Consider the following 17336-nt stretch of genomic DNA (forward strand, 5'->3'; position numbering starts at 1 on the left):
ACTCTATCAAACCATTTATCATCCACACTAATGTGCATTTTTCATTTAGCTGCTTAGAGTCAGTTTATTAATAACCGCAAACCGAGAGATGTCATTAGCAAGCCGGTAACGCGTTCGATCCATATTTTAAAGACCAGTACTTTTTGTTGAATTCTTGCTGACGTAAGCAAACAAGCGACTAGAGCAAACCAAACAAAATGTGCCAAAGCAATATAAGCACCATAGCCAAGCTCCATCAATAAAGAGGTATCTGTTGAAATGACTTGGCTAAACAAAGACATGATAAACAACATAGTTTTCGGATTGAGTACATTACAAGCAAGCCCAGACCAAAAAGCTGAGCTATTTCTTGTTAGTTTGTTTTGAGATGTGTTTTCACTTTTTAATGGTTCATTTTCTTGCTTAGGTTTTGTTCTACCAAAGAGCGCTTTTATATCCGGCCACAAGGCGGAAGCCCCCAACCAAATAAGGTACATGGCGCCAAGATAGCGCAATGTATTCAGCACCCAAATATTATTTACAAAGACAATTCCTAATCCTAGGAGCGTATAAGTCAAATGCACACTGATAGCGGTGCTTATTCCGAGAGCGCACAAAATTCCCTCTTGTCGTCCTTTTAATAGCGAGACTTTCGACACCATCGCAAAATCTGGCCCCGGACTAATTACGGCCAATAACGTGATAATGGCAACGGAATATAACTCAAATTGATCGATATTTAACATGGCAAGATACTCTCATCTGTGAATAATAAGAGTATGAATAGATGGGAAAGTAAATAAAATCGATAATTAATGGTGAATATTGTGAGTAATAGTCACATAAAAAGACGACTTCCTCCCTTGGGAGCATTGACTGCGTTCGAAGCAGCAGCGCGGCATCAAAGCTTTTCCAGGGCGGCGCAAGAGCTTCATTTAACGCACGGAGCAATTAGTCGAGCAGTCGCACAGGTTGAAGAGCGTATTGGCGTTGATTTATTTGTGCGCCGTAATCGTCGGGTTTATCTAACCGCCGCAGGGCAACGATTATTACAAACGACCACAGAAAGTCTCGATGCATTAAGTTATACCGTAGAGGAAATTCATCGCCATGATGGCGCGTCACCATTTCTGGCAGTGTCATGTGAACCTAGCTTGGCAATGCGTTGGTTAATGCCAAGATTAGGTGAGTTTCGAACTTTGTGTCCGGAGTTAAATGTCGATCTCAGAATGGCGGGTGGCCCGATTGATCTATTGTCGGAAAATTGTGATATTGCCATTCGCCGCATGGACTTTGGTGCCCACGAGGATTATCAAATAACCACACTCTGTTCTGAACTGGCTGGACCTGTATGCACAAAAGACTATTGGGAAAAACATATTAGCCAAGATTTAAATAAAGCTAATTGGTTACATAGTCGGACTAGGCCAAATGCATGGGATGACTGGAGAAACGCTTATGGGATAGAAAAAATCATTCCTAAAAGTGAGCAGCACTTTGATCATTTCTTTTACACTTTACAGGCTGCCCAAAATCAGCTTGGCATTGCTATAGGGTCTATTCCTTTAGTGTCTGATGATTTGAAAGCACAACGCCTTATTTCACCATTAGGCATGCAATCTTCAGGACATGACTATGTTTTATTAACATTGGAAGAGCCGAATTTAGACCCAAGAATTGCAGTATTTACTAATTGGTTAATGGAGCAAATTACCCGTTAGAATGAATGGGAACCTTGGTGTATATTCTAAATGATTTCACATCAGTCGCAGCCTTTTTATAGGAGCATATTTCGTGCATAAAGTTTTTGTCTTTGGGACGCTGAAAGAAGGATTCCCGAACTTTAAAACAAACAAAGGTATTCGTTATCGTGGTGACTTTGAAACTAAAGATCGTTATCCGCTATACCTTATTGGTGAACGGTTTTCACCTTGGCTTGTTTTACAGTCAGGCGAAGGTCATCCAGTGAAAGGGCAGGTGTTTGAAGTGTCAGACGATGTTTTAGCAGAAATGGATGCGCTGGAAAGAATCACCGCCATAGACGGTTATCGTAAAGTCAGTATTCCAGTTATCTGTCTTGAGTCAGGCGATGAGGTAGACGTCTTAGCCTATGGCAAACCACCCGAAATGCTAGAAGAAGTACAAGTCATGCAAGAACTAGCAGGCGAGTATGGCCTTGAGCATGCGGCGCTTTATCGTAGTCGTTCAGCGTGATGGTAAAACCTAGATTTAGTTAATGCCACTCTATTGTACTATCTGCTGAAAATGGCTTGGTAATCTGACTTGGTATTATGTCATTTAGCTACCTTACCTCCGTTAATTCCTCAAACATGCTGTTGACGGATTCGGACTTATTTCCTTGGCCTTGATCCAGTTCTTTCTAGGTTGGGTTGCTCGTCAAATGAGGGTCTTCGACCTTTAATAATAATGAACCATCCAAGCATAAATTCACCTAGTTAATGGCCATATCCAAAGCCGTCACCCTCTCTGTCGTAAATTGTCATTCGCTGGACGCTTCCAAGCATTAGGATAGAAATCTTTATCTCTATTATCACGGTGAACGCTTAGTCTATGGCGTCTTGGTGGACATCTTAGCTGACTAAGACGCTGCAACCTTTTTTAACCATGTCACTATGATCGTTGAAACGATTATTTATCTAAGGAGCTGATCTGATGCAGCATTATTCAGGCTTTGGATTGTTAAAGCACAGTTTTAGCCATCACGAGAATTGGCAGCGGGTATGGCGTAATCCAACCCCGAAAAAAAAATACGATGTGATTATTGTCGGTGGTGGTGGTCATGGTTTGGCGACGGCCTATTATTTGGCGAAAGAATTTGGTGTTACCAATGTTGCTGTGATTGAAAAAGGTTTTTTGGGGGGCGGTAATACAGCGCGAAATACGACCATTGTTCGTTCCAATTATTTGTGGGATGAAGCGGCTCACCTTTATGAGCATGCGATGAAATTGTGGGAAGGTCTGTCTCAAGATTTAAATTACAACGTCATGTTTTCTCAACGTGGCTGTTTGAACCTTGGCCACACCTTACAAGATATGCGTGACATTGAACGTCGTGTAAATGCCAACCGTTTAAATGGTATTGACGGCGAAGTGCTGGATGCTCAGCAAGTGCAAGAAATTGTGCCTGTGTTGGATTGTTCTGACCGCGCGCGTTATCCCGTGATGGGGGCGTCTTGGCAGCCTCGTGCGGGTGTTGCTCGTCACGATGCGGTGGCGTGGGGCTTTGCTCGTGGAGCCGATGCTCATGGCGTGGACCTGATTCAACAAACCGAAGTGGAAGATCTAATCATCGAAGACGGTACTGTTGTCGGTGTACGAACTGCTCGTTATGGTGAAATTCGTGCTGACAAAGTGGGTTGTGTGGTTGCTGGTAATTCCAGTGTATTGGCGAAGATGGGCGGCTTCGAATTACCGTTAGAATCTCATCCTTTACAAGCCTTAGTGTCTGAACCTATTAAGCCGATTTTGGATACGGTGGTCATGTCTAACCAAGTACACGGTTACGCATCGCAATCGGACAAAGGGGATTTGGTTATTGGTGCCGGGATTGATGGCTACACAGGCTATGGTCAGCGGGGTTCTTATTCCACTATTGAGCATACGATTCAAGCGATTGTCGAAATGTTTCCAGTGTTTAGTCGTGTACGTATGAATCGTCAGTGGGGCGGTATTGTTGATACTTGTCCAGACGCTTGTCCGATTATCAGTGAAACGCCAGTGAAAAACCTGTTTTTCAACTGTGGTTGGGGAACGGGCGGTTTTAAAGCGACACCAGGTTCAGGTCATGTGTTTGCCGCGTCTTTGGCGAAGGGCGAAATGCATCCATTGGCGAAACCTTTTTCTATGTTCCGTTTCCATAACGGTGCGCTGGTGGACGAACACGGCGCAGCTGGCGTAGCACATTAAGCGGGCGAAGACCGATTAAGGAGAGAAATACCATGTTTCATATTTATTGCCCGCATTGTTGTGAATATCGCGAGGAAGAAGAGTTTCATGCGTCTGGTCAGGCGCATATTTCGCGGCCATTAGACCCAGATGCTTGCACAGATAAAGAGTGGGGCGAATTTATGTATTTTCGTGCCAACCCTCGCGGAATACACCACGAACTTTGGGTTCATGGGGCGGGCTGTCGTAAGTATTTTAACATCACGCGTCATACTCAAACGTACGAAATCCTAGAAGTCTATAAAGTTGGCGAAAAGCCATCTATTGTGGCCAACGAAGCGAAATAGAGGAGCGATACCATGACACAAGATTTGAGTAAACAGTCTAATCGTCTCCAAGATGGTGGACGGATTGATCGCTCTAAACCGCTGACTTTTACCTATAACGGCAAACAATATAAAGGGTTCGAAGGTGATACTTTGGCCTCTGCTTTGTTGGCGAATGGTGTTGATATTGTTGGCCGGAGTTTCAAATATAGCCGTCCGCGCGGCATCGTTGCTGCGGGCGCTGAAGAACCAAATGCCATCATGCAGGTTGGCTCTACTGAAGCGACACAAATTCCTAACGTACGTGCGACTCAGCAGTCTCTTTATAATGGTTTGGTTGCTAGCACGACAAACGGTTGGCCGAATGTCGATACAGACTTAATGAGCTGGGTCGGCAAAGTCGGTGGGAAAATGATGCCTCCGGGCTTTTACTACAAAACCTTCATGTACCCAAAATCCATGTGGGAAACCTACGAATCTTACATTCGCAAAGCCGCAGGTCTTGGTCGCGCGCCAAAAGAAAGTGATCCAGATATCTACGACAAGATGAATCAACATTGCGACGTGATGATTGTTGGCGCAGGTCCGGCTGGCTTAATGGCAGGATTAACCGCTGCACGTGCTGGTGCACGAGTGATTATTGCCGATGAGCAAAACGAGTTTGGCGGGAGTTTGTTAAGCAGTACAGAAACGTTAAATAGCAAACCAGCCGCCGAATGGATTGCTGAAGTCGTGGAAGAATTGTCGGGCTTTGACGATGTCTTGATGCTGCCGAATTCTCAGGTAAACGGCTATCATGATCATAACTTCCTAACTATTCAGCAACACTGTACCGATCAATTTGCGGATCGTGCGCCCAATGGCCAAATTGCCCAACGCTTGCATCGTGTGCGTGCCAAATGGGTGATTTTGGCAACAGGTGCTCATGAGCGCCCTCTGGTTTATGGCAATAACGATTTACCTGGTTGTATGGTTGCCAATGCAGTCTCAACTTATCTCAACCGTTACGGCGTTGCGCCGGGTAAAGATTTAGTATTGATGACCTCGAACGACAATGCCTATCGCACCGCGCTTGATTGGCACGATGCCGGACGTAATGTGGTCGCGATTGTCGATTCCCGTAAGAACCCACAAGGCACCTTTGTTGAAGCCGCTCGAGAACGCGGAATCAGTATTCTTGTTGGGTCAGGTGTGATTGAAGCTCATGGTAGTAAACGTGTCTCCAGTGTTTCCATTGCGCCATTAAACGAAACTGGCGATGTGATTGTTGGCTCTGTTGTGAAAATGGCAGCGGATACCCTTGCCACGTCTGGTGGCTGGAGTCCGGTTATTCACTTGTCTTGTCATACTGGCGCTCGTCCTGTTTGGAATGACGACATTCTTGGTTTCACTCCGGGCGCAACAGCTCAGAAACAACTTACTGCTGGCGCGATTAATGGTACGTTCAGCACAGTACAAGTGCTAGAAGAAGGTTTGAGTGCGGCTTGCGATGCCTTGGCTCATTTAGGCTTAGATAAGCCTGACGCTGCCTTGCCAGAAGCGGATGACATTGAAGAGGGCAAGGCCATGGCCCTGTTCCATATCCCACACACTAAACCGACATCAAAAGCGCCTAAACAGTTTGTTGATTATCAAAATGATGTCACCGCAGCAGGCATAGAGCTGGCGTGTCGTGAAGGCTTTGAATCTATTGAACACGTTAAACGTTACACCGCGATGGGCTTTGGTACTGACCAAGGCAAGCTAGGTAACATTAACGGCATGGCGATTGCGGCAAAAATGCTTAAGCAAACCATCCCGGAAACTGGCACAACGATTTTCCGTCCGAACTACACGCCGGTGACGTTTGGAGCGATTGCTGGACGTGATTGTGGTGAACTATTCGACCCCAAACGCTACACAGCAATGCATGCTTGGCATGTGGAACATGGCGCGAAATTTGAAGATGTCGGTCAGTGGAAACGTGCTTGGTATTACCCACAATCCAATGAAAGCATGCAGGATGCGCTAAACCGTGAGTGTTTAGCGACTCGTGAATCGGTTGGTATTTTGGATGCATCGACTCTGGGTAAAATTGATATTCAAGGCAAAGATGCGCGCGAATTTTTAGGTAGAGTTTACAGCAACGCATGGGCGAAATTGCCTGTTGGCAAATGTCGCTACGGTCTAATGTGCGGTGAAGATGGCATGGTGTTTGATGATGGCGTGACCTCTTGTTTGGCGGAAAATCATTTCCTGATGACCACCACCACAGGCGGCGCGGCTCACGTACTGTCTTGGCTAGAGATTTACCATCAAACAGAATGGCCAGAGCTGGAGGTCTATTTCACCTCGGTAACTGATCATTGGTCAACGATGACAATTTCTGGCCCGAATAGCCGTAAGTTGTTGGAAAAGCTGACTGATTATGATGTTTCAAAAGAAAGCATGGCCTTTATGGATTGGAAACCTATGACGGTGGCTGGTGTGCCCGCTCGTGTCTTCCGTATCTCTTTCACGGGGGAGTTGTCGTTCGAGATCAACGTACAAGCTAACTATGGACTGCATGTATGGAAAGAATTGTTCGAAAAAGGCGCTGAATTTAACTTAACGCCATACGGCACGGAAACCATGCACATATTGCGTGCGGAAAAAGGCTTTATTATCGCGGGCCAAGACACCGATGGTTCTGTACATCCTTTTGATTTAGGTATGTCTTGGGCGGTCGCCATGAAGAAGCCATTTAGCTTTATTGGTAAACGCGGCATGCAACGTGAGGACTGTGTTAGAGCGGATCGTAAGCAGCTAGTGGGGTTGAAAACCATTGATCCTAATGTGGTCTTGCCAGAAGGCGCACAGGGCGTGCTGGACCCGAAAGCGCCAATTCCAGTCCCAATGGTTGGGCATGTAACCTCAAGCTATTGGAGTGCGAATTTGAAGCGTTCTGTGGCAATGGGTTTTGTCAAAGGTGGGTTGGATAAAATGGGCGAAAAAATCTTTTATCCCTTGGCGGATGGTCGTGTTATCGAAGCGGAAATTTGTAGCGCAGTATTCTTAGATCCAAAAGGGGAGCGTCAAAATGTCTGATGTAACATCTGATGTAACAGTAGTAGCAAGGGATACTAAATTGGTGACTAAGCAGTTGCCAGCTGCCGATATTATGGGCGAAAGTCCGCTTCATCATGCGGATCTGGCCAGTATTGCTGAACATGGTCCGAAAGAAGGCGGTGTGCATTTCCATGAACGTAAGCTGATGGGGTTATTAACCTTGCGTTGCCTCCCATCATTAGAGCAGCAAGAAATGATTAAGTCCTTATTGGGCGTGGCATTGCCAATGCAGCCGCTTACTTCTGTCACCACAAACGAATCTTCGATGGGCAACGTTTCTGTACGTTGGGTATCGCCTGATGAATGGCTCATTATTGTTGAAGCTGATAAGGCGTGCGGCATAGAAAGTCACTTTCATGACAAGCTGATGGGGCATTTTTCATTGGTGAATATCAGTGGTGGCACAACCATTTTCGACGTGTCTGGCGATGATGTGGTCGAGATGCTGAAAAAATCGACACCGGTGGATTTGCATGCGAGTGAATTCCCTGTCGGTAAGGTTGTGTCTACGGTCTTTGCTAAAAGTGGCGCGATGATTTGTCGCTTGGCGGATGATAAATTCGAACTAGTCGTGCGACGTAGCTTTGCGGATTATCTCTGGTTATGGATTCAAGACGCCAGTCGAGAATACGGTTTGGTCGTAAAGGCCTAATTTCTTCTCAGTTACTTGTGTTATTTCACTGTTTTGGTTGGCCACTTTTTGGTGGTCAGCCTTTTTCGTGACATAAAAAGCTTAAGACAATAAGAGACTATTTTATGAAATCAAAAACCGCGCCTTGGATTTTTACTGCTAGTTGCCCAAGTATCATAGGAACAGTCGATGTAGTGACTCGATACATGGCGCAAGCCGGTAACTATGTCGATGAAATTCACTCCTTTGATGACCGAGAATCAGGTCGTTTTTTTATCCGCATAGAATTTTTGCCACAAAATGCTGATTTTAACGAAACGGTGTTTGCGGAACAATTTGCAGAACGTGCTGCCGAGTTTTCGATGGATTGGTCATTAACCGCTCCAAACCATAAGCCAAAAGTGGCGATCATGGTGTCGAAATACGATCATTGTTTGAATGACTTGTTGTATCGTTTTCGTACTGGGCAATTGAATATTGATGTCAGGGTTATTATCTCCAATCACCCTGATTTAGAGAATCTGGCGAAATGGCACGGCATTCCGTATTACCACTTGCCAATTACTGCCGACACCAAGCTTGAGCAAGAAGCGCAGGTGCGAGAATTAATCGAGCAATACGATACCGAGTTAGTCGTGCTAGCGCGTTACATGCAAGTGCTTTCTCCAAGCATGTGTGAATACCTTGATGGCCGCGCGATTAATATCCATCACTCTTTATTGCCTGGCTTTAAAGGTGCTCGACCTTATCATCAAGCATGGGAAAAAGGCGTAAAAATGGTCGGCGCGACGGCTCACTATGTGAACAATGACTTGGATGAAGGTCCGATTATCTCGCAAGGTATCCAAGTGGTTAACCATGCGCACTATGCTGAAGACCTTATTGCCAAAGGCCAAGATATTGAGCGTGTTACCTTATTTAACGCGGTGAAATGTCACGTAGAAAAACGTGTTTTTTTGAATGGTAAGCGCACTGTTGTCTTTGGTGGATAATCTGTTTTTCTAGAAGCAGATTGACTAAAGTAAAAAGCCGTTCGGGGGAGCGGCTTTTTTTGTTTAAAATTCAGTATTCAAAATTGTTCTTTAGTGTGGCATGTTGCTTAGGATGGTTTGTTATATAAGAAAAACAATGTCGCCAGAAGGGGTATTTGGTGTTCGCTGCTTTAGGTAAATAAATAATTGATCGATCAGCTTTTTCTTAGTTGTTCCTTTTGGCCAAACTAAATAGTAGCCATCTCCGGTTGCGATAGCTTCATTAAACGGTGTGGCTAATAATCCATTATTAATCGTATCAGCGCTTAACAGTAAGTCTCCTATTGAAACACCATGTCCACACATAGCAGCCATATTGCCTTGTTCTAAGGTGTCAAATATTTTGCCTTGTGCAAGATGTAAATCGGGGTGTTTTTGAGTGCCTTTGAGCCATCGTCTCCAATCTCTCTTATCTGGTGATGGGTGAATCAGAGAGCAGTTCTCTAGATTGTTGTGAGCAATCTCTTTCATGTTTGGAGCGCATATTGGTATTAGCCATTCTAGAAAAAGCAGTGCGCATTCTGTGTCCTGACCAAACACCCCATTCCCTAAAAGGATCGCACAGTCGTAGGGTTCTTTACTAAAATTAACGGTATCAATATTCATCCAAACGCTGGTGGTTTCGATCTTATGTGTTGAATTATCTTCATGAAAGGTATGTAAGTTATCTAGCAACCAGCGCATCGTAATAGTAGAAGGTGCTTTTAGTCGAATTTCATTATGGCTACTGCGAAATTCTGAGCACGCTCTTTCTAGATAATTGAATCCTTCACTAATCTGCCCAGCGAGTGAGCTACCAGCACTTGTTACTTCAACTTTAGGGCCTTTCCGTTTAAATAGTTCACATCCAAACCATACTTCTAGCGTGCGAATGTGCTTGCTAATGGCTCCCGTTGTTAGATTTAGGTGGTCCGCAGCCCTAGTAAATGAGCCATATCGAGCCGCGGCTTCGAAGGCGCGAAGTGCATATAGTGGTGGTAGTGACATAGGGGATTTATCCAATGTTGAGTTTTATTCACATTTAGCTTTATTTTTTTCCGTTTTTCAACAGCGTTTTAAGTATTGAATAATATGCTCGTTTAAATGAATGGATGCAGGGAAAAAAATGTTAAGTAATGGAAAAATAGTAATTCAGTCAGATTTAAAAAAAATAATACAGGATCAGAAGTTTTTATCTATAAGTGAAGATTGGCGAGTTGAAGCATTCAGAAACATTATGACATGTCTTGAAGATAACGCTTTTCCCTGCTTTTTTGGTCGAAATGCTTGTAGAAAAAATTCCCTTCGTTTTGCCTTTATTGGGGAAAAAAAAACGATTGTTGAGATGGTTGGAGCTTTAACTGAGTTTACGCAAAGTATCGCTAATACTGAACTAGAAGATCGGTTGTATAGCCCATTATTGATTGTATTCAAAGAAAACGAATTTAAAAAGTTAACTGATGAACATGATTTCGCATGGAATCGAATACAAGAAATGCATGATCATGATATCTCCCCATGGCCAAAAACGATTCCGACAGAAACTGATAATTCTGAATGGTCTTTTTGCTTTGGTGGAGTCGAACTATTTATTAATGTGAGTTGCCCAAGTCATACTCAACTGAAAAGCAGGAATCTTGGGAGGCATGTAGTATTCGTTATTAACCCTCGGGAGCATTTTGATGTTTTAGCAAGTCATAAAACACCTAAAGGAAGAAATATCAGAGAAAAAATACGTCATCGAGTTGATAGTTATAATGGAGGAATTGTTCCTGCAGAACTAGGGTTTTATGGAGACTCTGATAACTTAGAATGGAAGCAATATATTCTAAATGAGCATGATTCTAATTCCAGATCTCGCTGTCCTCTTCATATTCAAAAAAAAGAAAATAGCTTATGAACTTAGCACTGTTAATGACATACATATTTGCAATTCTAATATTGCTTCTAACACCCGGTCCGGTTGTTGCTCTTGTTACGGGTACGGCAATTCGTTTTGGATACCGAAGAGCCTTTGCTACTGTGGTAGGCACGAACTTAGCCTCATTCGTGTTGATTTTTTTTGCAGCACTGATGTTGATTGGCGTAGTCTCATTAGATATTTTTTATCTGCGAGTATTGGGAGTCATAGGCTCATGTTTTATTGGTTATATGGCTATTCAAAGCTTACAAACCATATCCACTGTAGCTAAAAATGACGAAAAAAATGCGGGTTCAAGTAAGAGTGGAATGCTTCAAGGCTTCATAACAGGTATATCGAACCCTAAAGATATTCTGTTTTTCGTTTCGCTATTTCCCCAATTCATTGCCATTACAAATGACTTTAGTACAAGTATTTTTACTCTTTCTATTGTCTGGATGATTTTTGATATTACGGTGCTCTCTCTTTATATTCTTATTGTGAAACGGTGGCTTCCGAATAAGCATAATAAGGGGATGGAGATCTTGTCGTCTTTATTTCTTTTAGTTATAGCAGTTTTAGGGGTGATATATAATATCTATGAAATGGTGGGGCTTGATTGATTTAGATGGATGGAATGTCTGTTAGTGTTTCTTCTAAGGGGTCAGGTTGGGGGCAGAAACGTGTGTTGGGTTATTTATTGAAGTAGTCCCTGAGTTCAAGCATAAACTCATCACTTATGAACGAGTTGAGCCGTCCTAGAGCAAATATTGGTCTATTTTCCTATCCTCTGCGTATCATTTAAATTAAGTTCATTTTAAAAGCAGCAAGAGGTCAATTTTGAGGATAGCAAAAGTGTGTGTGGCGCTGAGTTCTTTATTGCTCGTTGCCTGTACCAAAGTAGGGTTAGGCGTTGCCAATTTGCCTAATGCATTCAGTAATACTGAAACGACAAAAGATATCGCTTATGGCACTGAGCCTTGGCAGAAGTTAGATGTTTATGTCCCGCCTCATTCTTCGGGTCAATCTCTTCCTGTTGTTGTCTTCTTCTATGGTGGCAGCTGGAAGGATGGTTCAAAAGACATGTATCCCTTTGTAGGCGAAGCCTTTGCAAAACAGGGTTATATCACGGTCATTGCCGATTACAGCAAATATCCACAGGTAAAATTTCCGACCTTTGTTGAAGATGGAGCCAAGGCGGTCGCTTGGACATACCGACATATTGCAGCATACCAAGGCGACCCTAAACGCTTGTTTATTTCAGGGCATTCTGCTGGTGCGCATATCGGAGCATTGCTGACGGCGGATAAACACTATTTGCGAGCTGAAGGTTTAACACCCTCCATCTTAAACGCCTTTGCAGGTTTATCTGGTCCGTATGATTTTGTGCCCTATGAAGACGATTATATAGCTATATTTGGTCCGCCAGAAAACTATCCAAATATGCAGGTGACGACTTTTATAGAAGGCGACGAACCACCAATGTTATTACTCTGGGGTGCTGACGATACTCTAGTTGGTAAAAGTAATATGGATAAACTGATTAAGAAAATTAATGTCGTACAGGGCCTAGTTGAAAGCAAAGTTTACGACGACCTTGATCATGTGGCTATGGTGTCGAGCCTTGTTTGGTTTTTGAAGAGCAAAGCGCCGATATTAGATGACGTGAACGACTTTTTTCAGCGTCATGGCGCGAATGCCGTTGTATTGGAAGAGTGAAAGATACTGACATTTTGTGTGATATGTTTGCAGATATAATTTTTTACAAGCAACGATGCATTAAATACATTTTATCGAAAAGGGCTCAATGTGGATTTAGTTCGACTTATTTATACCAGTACCATAACCGAGCAATTTGATATTGAAGACATCGCTCGTATTCTTAAAGTGGCGCGGCTTAATAATAAAACGCTCAATGTAACTGGCTTGCTGTCTTTTAATCGGCAGTTTTTTCTTCAATGCCTAGAAGGGACGCGTCAAAATGTGAACCAGATCTATCATAAAATCGCTACGGATCCGCGCCATAAAAGGCCTGAAATAATCGCTTATCAAGCTATTTCCAAAAGAGAGTTTGATAGCTGGAATATGGGCTATCTACAAAATACGGAAAGCCTTCGCGAACTGTTTTATCAGCATACAAGAAGTATAAACTTCGACCCATATAAGATGAACGAAGAGAGCGCTAAGTCACTCTTACTGGACATAAGAGATGAGATAAAAAGGGCAGAAGCGCAGTGATATTGAATGAAAAGTCACTGTTTAATGTTTATGTAAACCTTTCCCTGCATAAGCATTCCTTATGGACATGATTCCTAATTGTTTTGCTGGAGTTTTTTTTACTGATTGATCAGTTTAGTATACTCGCCTCTTTTACCAACACGATGTGAAGTAGCCGCTATGACAGAAAGCAGTATGACGGACACCAGTTTCAACTTAGACTTGGCCGCTGAATTAAAGGCCATAGTGGGAAACCAATATACCTTGACTGACGAAGACAAGACCAAACCTTACAGCCAAGGTTTTCGCCTTGGTGGTGGTAAGGCGTATGCGGTTGTTCGTCCTGGTAGCTTGGTTGAAATCTGGAAATGTCTGCAAGCCTGCGTAAAAGCGGATGTTATCGTTATTATGCAAGCGGCTAATACTGGCTTAACGGGTGGTTCAACACCTAATGGCGCGGACTATGATCGTCCTATCGTGATCATCAGCACCATGCGTATTGACGACATTCAGTTGCTTGATCAAGGTAAACAGATTGTGGGTTTTGCAGGGAGTACCTTGTTTGGCTTAGAAGACACGCTGAAACCTTACGGCCGTGAGCCTCATTCGGTTATTGGTTCTTCTTGTATTGGTGCGTCTATTGTTGGTGGTGTTTGTAACAACTCTGGTGGTGCCTTGGTGCAACGTGGCCCTGCGTACACAGAAATGTCCTTGTTTGCCCAAGTTACACAAGATGGCGAACTGCAATTGGTGAACAATTTAGGCATTGAGTTGGGAACGGATCCAGAAGAAATTCTGACCAATCTGCAAAACAAAACCTACCAAGAAAAAGACGTACAGTTCCCCGAAAAACGCGGTTCTGACAACGAATACCACGAGCGTATTCGTGACGTAGACGCAGACACGCCATCACGTTTCAATAACGATCCTCGTCGCTTGTACGAAGCATCTGGTTGTGCGGGTAAATTGGCGGTCTTTGCTGTGCGTATTGATACCTTCCCGATTCCAGAAAAGTACCAAGTCTTCTACATTGGCACCAATGATCCTGCGGTGATGGAACAAATGCGCCGTGATATGTTGTCTACCTTTAAAAACCTGCCTGTGTCTGGTGAATACATGCACAGCAGCAGCTATGACATCAGTAAAAAATACGGCAAAGACAGTTATTTGGTGATCGATAAATTGGGCACTAAATACATCCCCAAAATGTTTGCGCTAAAACGTACAGTGGACAGATGGGCTGGAAAACTGAAATTCATGCCGTCCAAATTCTCTGACATCATGATGCAATACGCGAGTCAGCTGTTCCCAAATCATTTGCCAAAGCGCATGGAAGATTTTCGTGAAAAGTACGAACATCATTGGATAGTGGAAACCAGCAACGATGGTGTGGCGGAAGCGCAAGCCTATTTAGAAAACTTCTTTAAAGACAACGAAGGTGACTTCTTTGCTTGTACCAAACGTGAAGCTGACCAAGCCATCTTGCATCGCTTTGTGACTGGCGGAGCATTGACTCGCCTTCATATAATGAATAAGAAAAAACTGGGCTCCATCATGACCATCGACGTGGCCTTCCCACGAAATGAGCGCGATTGGTTTGAAGAACTACCAAAAGACATCGAAGAAAAAGTCGCGGTAAAAATGTACTACGGGCATTTCTTCTGTCACGTCATGCACCAAAACTACATCATGAAAAAAGGCGTTGACGCCAAAGCGGTGAAGAAGCAAATTCTATCCAGCTACGACGCTCGCGGCGCAGAATACCCAGCCGAGCATAACGTGGGCCATGAATATGTTGCGAAACCAGCGCTGCGAGAGTTTTACCAAAAAACTGACCCAACCAACAGCTTCAACTCAGGTATCGGCGGCACCAGTAAGCTCAAGCATTGGCAAGACGCGAGTGGCGATCATTCCGGTTGTGGCTGTGGTAAATAAGCGTTAGAACAACAGAGAATGCAAAAAGCCGAGACGTTTCTTTTAAAGATGTCTCGGCTTTTTGGTTGATAGGTTGTGAGTTTATATCTTTAATTTAGCTTCTCAATATCCATTTTTTGGGGTCACGAGCACAATGCATGACAGCAAAAATAACAACCATATTTTGCTGAATAGTCTAGAAAATACCGTATGGAAATTTATTTATTAAAGCCCTGTGAAGTGTCTTGTGAGCAATCGGGTATTGTTTTGGATGAGTTGAAATTTTTAACAACGTATCCTCAACACAAAGCATAAATTCAGTGCCAAGTCCTGCTCTGCAATGTTCGAAATATGAGTAAGCTTCTTTCAGGTCGTCCTCGACCTCTGGGCGTATCCTTACTTTATATAGCATTATGAGCCTAATATTTTAGATTTTATTGTGTTCCAATCTGAGCCGACATTTTGATCGGATTCGAATTGTGCCAGTCTATTGTCTAATTCATTTTTTTGGGCTGTAGTGAGCTTTATAGCATCTTGATCATTTGCGACAGAGTCCCAAAGCTGCTGAGCTAGTGTCACTTTTTCTCTCGCTGTTAAATCATTTAGTTTCATCATGGTCACCTAGCAATATTTCATGTCTAGAAGTATAAAACGATTTAGACTAAATGTAACTGATGACAATTTTTACCCTGCTATCACTCATTTATATCGATCCGACAAGCAGAACAACTTTTACATAGGATGAAAACGACAATGTCCAACTACGACAAGTTAACGTCACACTACCAAACACTCAGCCACTTTAACCATGCTCAAGCCATGCTTGGCTGGGATGCTGCAGCGAACATGCCATCGGGCGGTAGCGAAGCGCGTTCCAATGCCATGGCCGAGTTATCGGTTCACATTCACCGTTTATCAACGCAACCACAGTTAGAGGAATGGTTTGGTAACGCTGAGCAAGAATCCTTAAACACTGAGCAAACAGCCAGTCTTCGTGAGATGAAACGCCAATGGCAACAAGCGACCATGGTTCCAGAAGACTTAGTGCAAGCCCAATCTATCGCAGGTTCTAAATGCGAGCACGCGTGGCGCTCGCAACGCCAAGAAAACGATTGGACAGGCTTCGAAAAAAACTGGAAAGACGTGGTTGCTTTGTCTCGTGAAGAAGCCAAAATCCGTGGTGCTGCATTAGGCCTTACGCCTTATGACGCCATGCTAGACAAATACGAACCGGGCACCACAACCGCATCGCTTAATACCTTGTTTACCGACGTGAAAATCTGGTTGCCAGAACTGATTGAAAACGTACTGGAAAAGCAGAAATCCGAATCCATCACTCTGCCATCTGGAACGTTTTCGACTGCAACTCAAAAAGCCCTTGGCTTAGAAGTCATGAAGTTACTGAACTTCGATTTTGACCGTGGCCGACTCGACCAGAGCGTACACCCATTTTGTGGTGGCGTACCAACCGATGTGCGCATTACCACACGTTACGATGAACAAGATTTTGTACAAGCTCTAATGGGCATCGTACACGAGACAGGCCATGCTCGTTATGAGCAGGGCTTACCCAAAGCCTTTGCAGGATTGCCAGTCGGCGAAGCCCGCTCCATGGGTATTCACGAATCACAGTCCTTGTTCTTCGAAATGCAAATAGGGCGCAGCAAACCCTTTATCTCGCATTTATCACGACTATCAGCGGAAGCCTTTAACGCACACAATGACCCTGTCTTTGCTGAAGACAACCTGTATAAAATTTACACCCAAGTAGAAAAAGGTTTCATTCGTGTCGACGCCGACGAGCTAACCTACCCAGCGCACGTCATCTTACGTTACGAAATCGAACGCGACCTCATCAACGGCGTAATAGAACATACAGACGTACCCGCATTATGGGACGAAAAAATGCAAGCCGCCCTTGGCATCTCCACCAAAGACAACTTCAAAAACGGCTGCATGCAAGACATACATTGGACAGACCCCAAAAGCAATAAAATAACTCACAATTATAAAAACGGCTGTATGCAAGACGTACATTGGTCTGATGGGAGTTTCGGGTACTTTCCTAGCTACACATTAGGTGCCATGTACGCAGCACAATTTATGTCAACGATGAATAAAACAGTGAATGTAGAAGCGGCTATTCAAAGCGGTGATTTGTCGCCAATATTTCAATGGCTCAGCGACAACATCTGGTCACAAGCTTCGCTTCACACCACGGATGAGCTAGTAAAACGCGCTACTGGTGAAACGCTTAATGCCACGCACTTTAAAAAGCATCTAGAAGAACGGTATTTATAGTTTGCATAAGGGAAGAGATACAAATTAGGTCACATCTGTTAAAATTCGATTGTTGCTAACTGCTG

At 43.7% G+C, this 17336-nt stretch carries 16 protein-coding genes; 13 read left to right on the plus strand and 3 right to left on the minus strand.

Features of this window, described 5'->3' with window-relative positions:
- Positions 1-59: 59 nt before the first annotated feature.
- Positions 60-725 carry a LysE family translocator gene (locus tag DFP80_RS05870; protein ID WP_113915880.1) on the minus strand — a complete coding sequence of 222 codons (666 nt, stop codon included), beginning with the start codon at positions 723-725 and terminating at the stop codon, positions 60-62.
- 81 nt (positions 726-806) lie between these two features.
- On the opposite strand from DFP80_RS05870, the gene DFP80_RS05875 reads away from it, so the two are divergent.
- The 7 genes from DFP80_RS05875 (at position 807) to purU (ending at position 8921) form a co-directional block, all read left to right on the plus strand.
- Complete coding sequence (locus DFP80_RS05875; RefSeq protein ID WP_113916048.1) at positions 807-1700, plus strand: LysR substrate-binding domain-containing protein; 894 nt, start codon at positions 807-809, stop codon at positions 1698-1700.
- Between the two features lie 73 nt (positions 1701-1773).
- Positions 1774-2193 carry a gamma-glutamylcyclotransferase family protein gene (locus DFP80_RS05880; protein ID WP_113915881.1) on the plus strand — a complete coding sequence of 140 codons (420 nt, stop codon included), beginning with the start codon at positions 1774-1776 and terminating at the stop codon, positions 2191-2193.
- 459 nt (positions 2194-2652) lie between these two features.
- Positions 2653-3906: a sarcosine oxidase subunit beta family protein gene (locus tag DFP80_RS05885; RefSeq protein ID WP_113915882.1), complete on the plus strand. Its 1254-nt coding sequence runs from the start codon at positions 2653-2655 to the stop codon at positions 3904-3906.
- Between the two features lie 32 nt (positions 3907-3938).
- On the plus strand, positions 3939-4232 hold the full coding sequence (locus tag DFP80_RS05890) for a sarcosine oxidase subunit delta (protein WP_113915883.1): 294 nt from the start codon (positions 3939-3941) through the stop codon (positions 4230-4232).
- Positions 4233-4244: 12 nt separating this feature from the next.
- Positions 4245-7277: a sarcosine oxidase subunit alpha gene (locus DFP80_RS05895; RefSeq protein ID WP_113915884.1), complete on the plus strand. Its 3033-nt coding sequence runs from the start codon at positions 4245-4247 to the stop codon at positions 7275-7277.
- Positions 7270-7950, plus strand: a complete 681-nt coding sequence (locus tag DFP80_RS05900) for a sarcosine oxidase subunit gamma (RefSeq protein WP_113915885.1) — start codon at positions 7270-7272, stop codon at positions 7948-7950. The genes DFP80_RS05895 and DFP80_RS05900 overlap by 8 nt, the downstream gene beginning before the upstream one ends.
- Before the next feature lie 104 nt (positions 7951-8054).
- Positions 8055-8921, plus strand: a complete 867-nt coding sequence (gene purU / locus DFP80_RS05905) for a formyltetrahydrofolate deformylase (protein ID WP_113915886.1) — start codon at positions 8055-8057, stop codon at positions 8919-8921.
- A gap of 120 nt (positions 8922-9041) precedes the next feature.
- Here the strand turns inward: purU and DFP80_RS05910 are convergent, their stop codons facing one another.
- Positions 9042-9947 carry a LysR family transcriptional regulator gene (locus tag DFP80_RS05910; RefSeq protein ID WP_113915887.1) on the minus strand — a complete coding sequence of 302 codons (906 nt, stop codon included), beginning with the start codon at positions 9945-9947 and terminating at the stop codon, positions 9042-9044.
- Positions 9948-10065: 118 nt separating this feature from the next.
- On the opposite strand from DFP80_RS05910, the gene DFP80_RS05915 reads away from it, so the two are divergent.
- The 5 genes from DFP80_RS05915 to dld all read left to right on the plus strand — a co-directional run bounded on the left by DFP80_RS05915 (position 10066) and on the right by dld (position 14991).
- Entirely contained in the window at positions 10066-10839 is a 774-nt protein-coding gene (locus DFP80_RS05915) for a YqcI/YcgG family protein (protein WP_206610566.1), read from the plus strand.
- A complete protein-coding gene (locus tag DFP80_RS05920; RefSeq protein WP_113915889.1) occupies positions 10836-11462 on the plus strand; it encodes a LysE family translocator in 627 nt (208 codons plus the stop codon). Before DFP80_RS05915 ends, DFP80_RS05920 begins: the two co-directional genes overlap by 4 nt.
- A 217-nt stretch (positions 11463-11679) precedes the next feature.
- Positions 11680-12558: an alpha/beta hydrolase gene (locus tag DFP80_RS05925; RefSeq protein WP_241560201.1), complete on the plus strand. Its 879-nt coding sequence runs from the start codon at positions 11680-11682 to the stop codon at positions 12556-12558.
- Positions 12559-12648: 90 nt separating this feature from the next.
- Positions 12649-13077 carry a BLUF domain-containing protein gene (locus DFP80_RS05930; RefSeq protein WP_113915890.1) on the plus strand — a complete coding sequence of 143 codons (429 nt, stop codon included), beginning with the start codon at positions 12649-12651 and terminating at the stop codon, positions 13075-13077.
- 174 nt (positions 13078-13251) lie between these two features.
- Positions 13252-14991, plus strand: a complete 1740-nt coding sequence (gene dld / locus DFP80_RS05935; protein WP_113916050.1) for a D-lactate dehydrogenase — start codon at positions 13252-13254, stop codon at positions 14989-14991.
- Between the two features lie 390 nt (positions 14992-15381).
- On the opposite strand, the gene DFP80_RS05945 is transcribed toward dld, so the two are convergent.
- Complete coding sequence (locus DFP80_RS05945) at positions 15382-15582, minus strand: addiction module protein (RefSeq protein WP_220150914.1); 201 nt, start codon at positions 15580-15582, stop codon at positions 15382-15384.
- A 141-nt stretch (positions 15583-15723) separates the two neighbouring features.
- Between DFP80_RS05945 and DFP80_RS05950 the strand changes: the two genes are divergently transcribed.
- Positions 15724-17271: a carboxypeptidase M32 gene (locus DFP80_RS05950; RefSeq protein WP_113915893.1), complete on the plus strand. Its 1548-nt coding sequence runs from the start codon at positions 15724-15726 to the stop codon at positions 17269-17271.
- Positions 17272-17336 lie beyond the last annotated feature (65 nt).

Origin of the sequence: Marinomonas rhizomae (assembly GCF_003315485.1) — a bacterium.
Classification (GTDB): Bacteria; Pseudomonadota; Gammaproteobacteria; order Pseudomonadales; family Marinomonadaceae; genus Marinomonas; species Marinomonas rhizomae.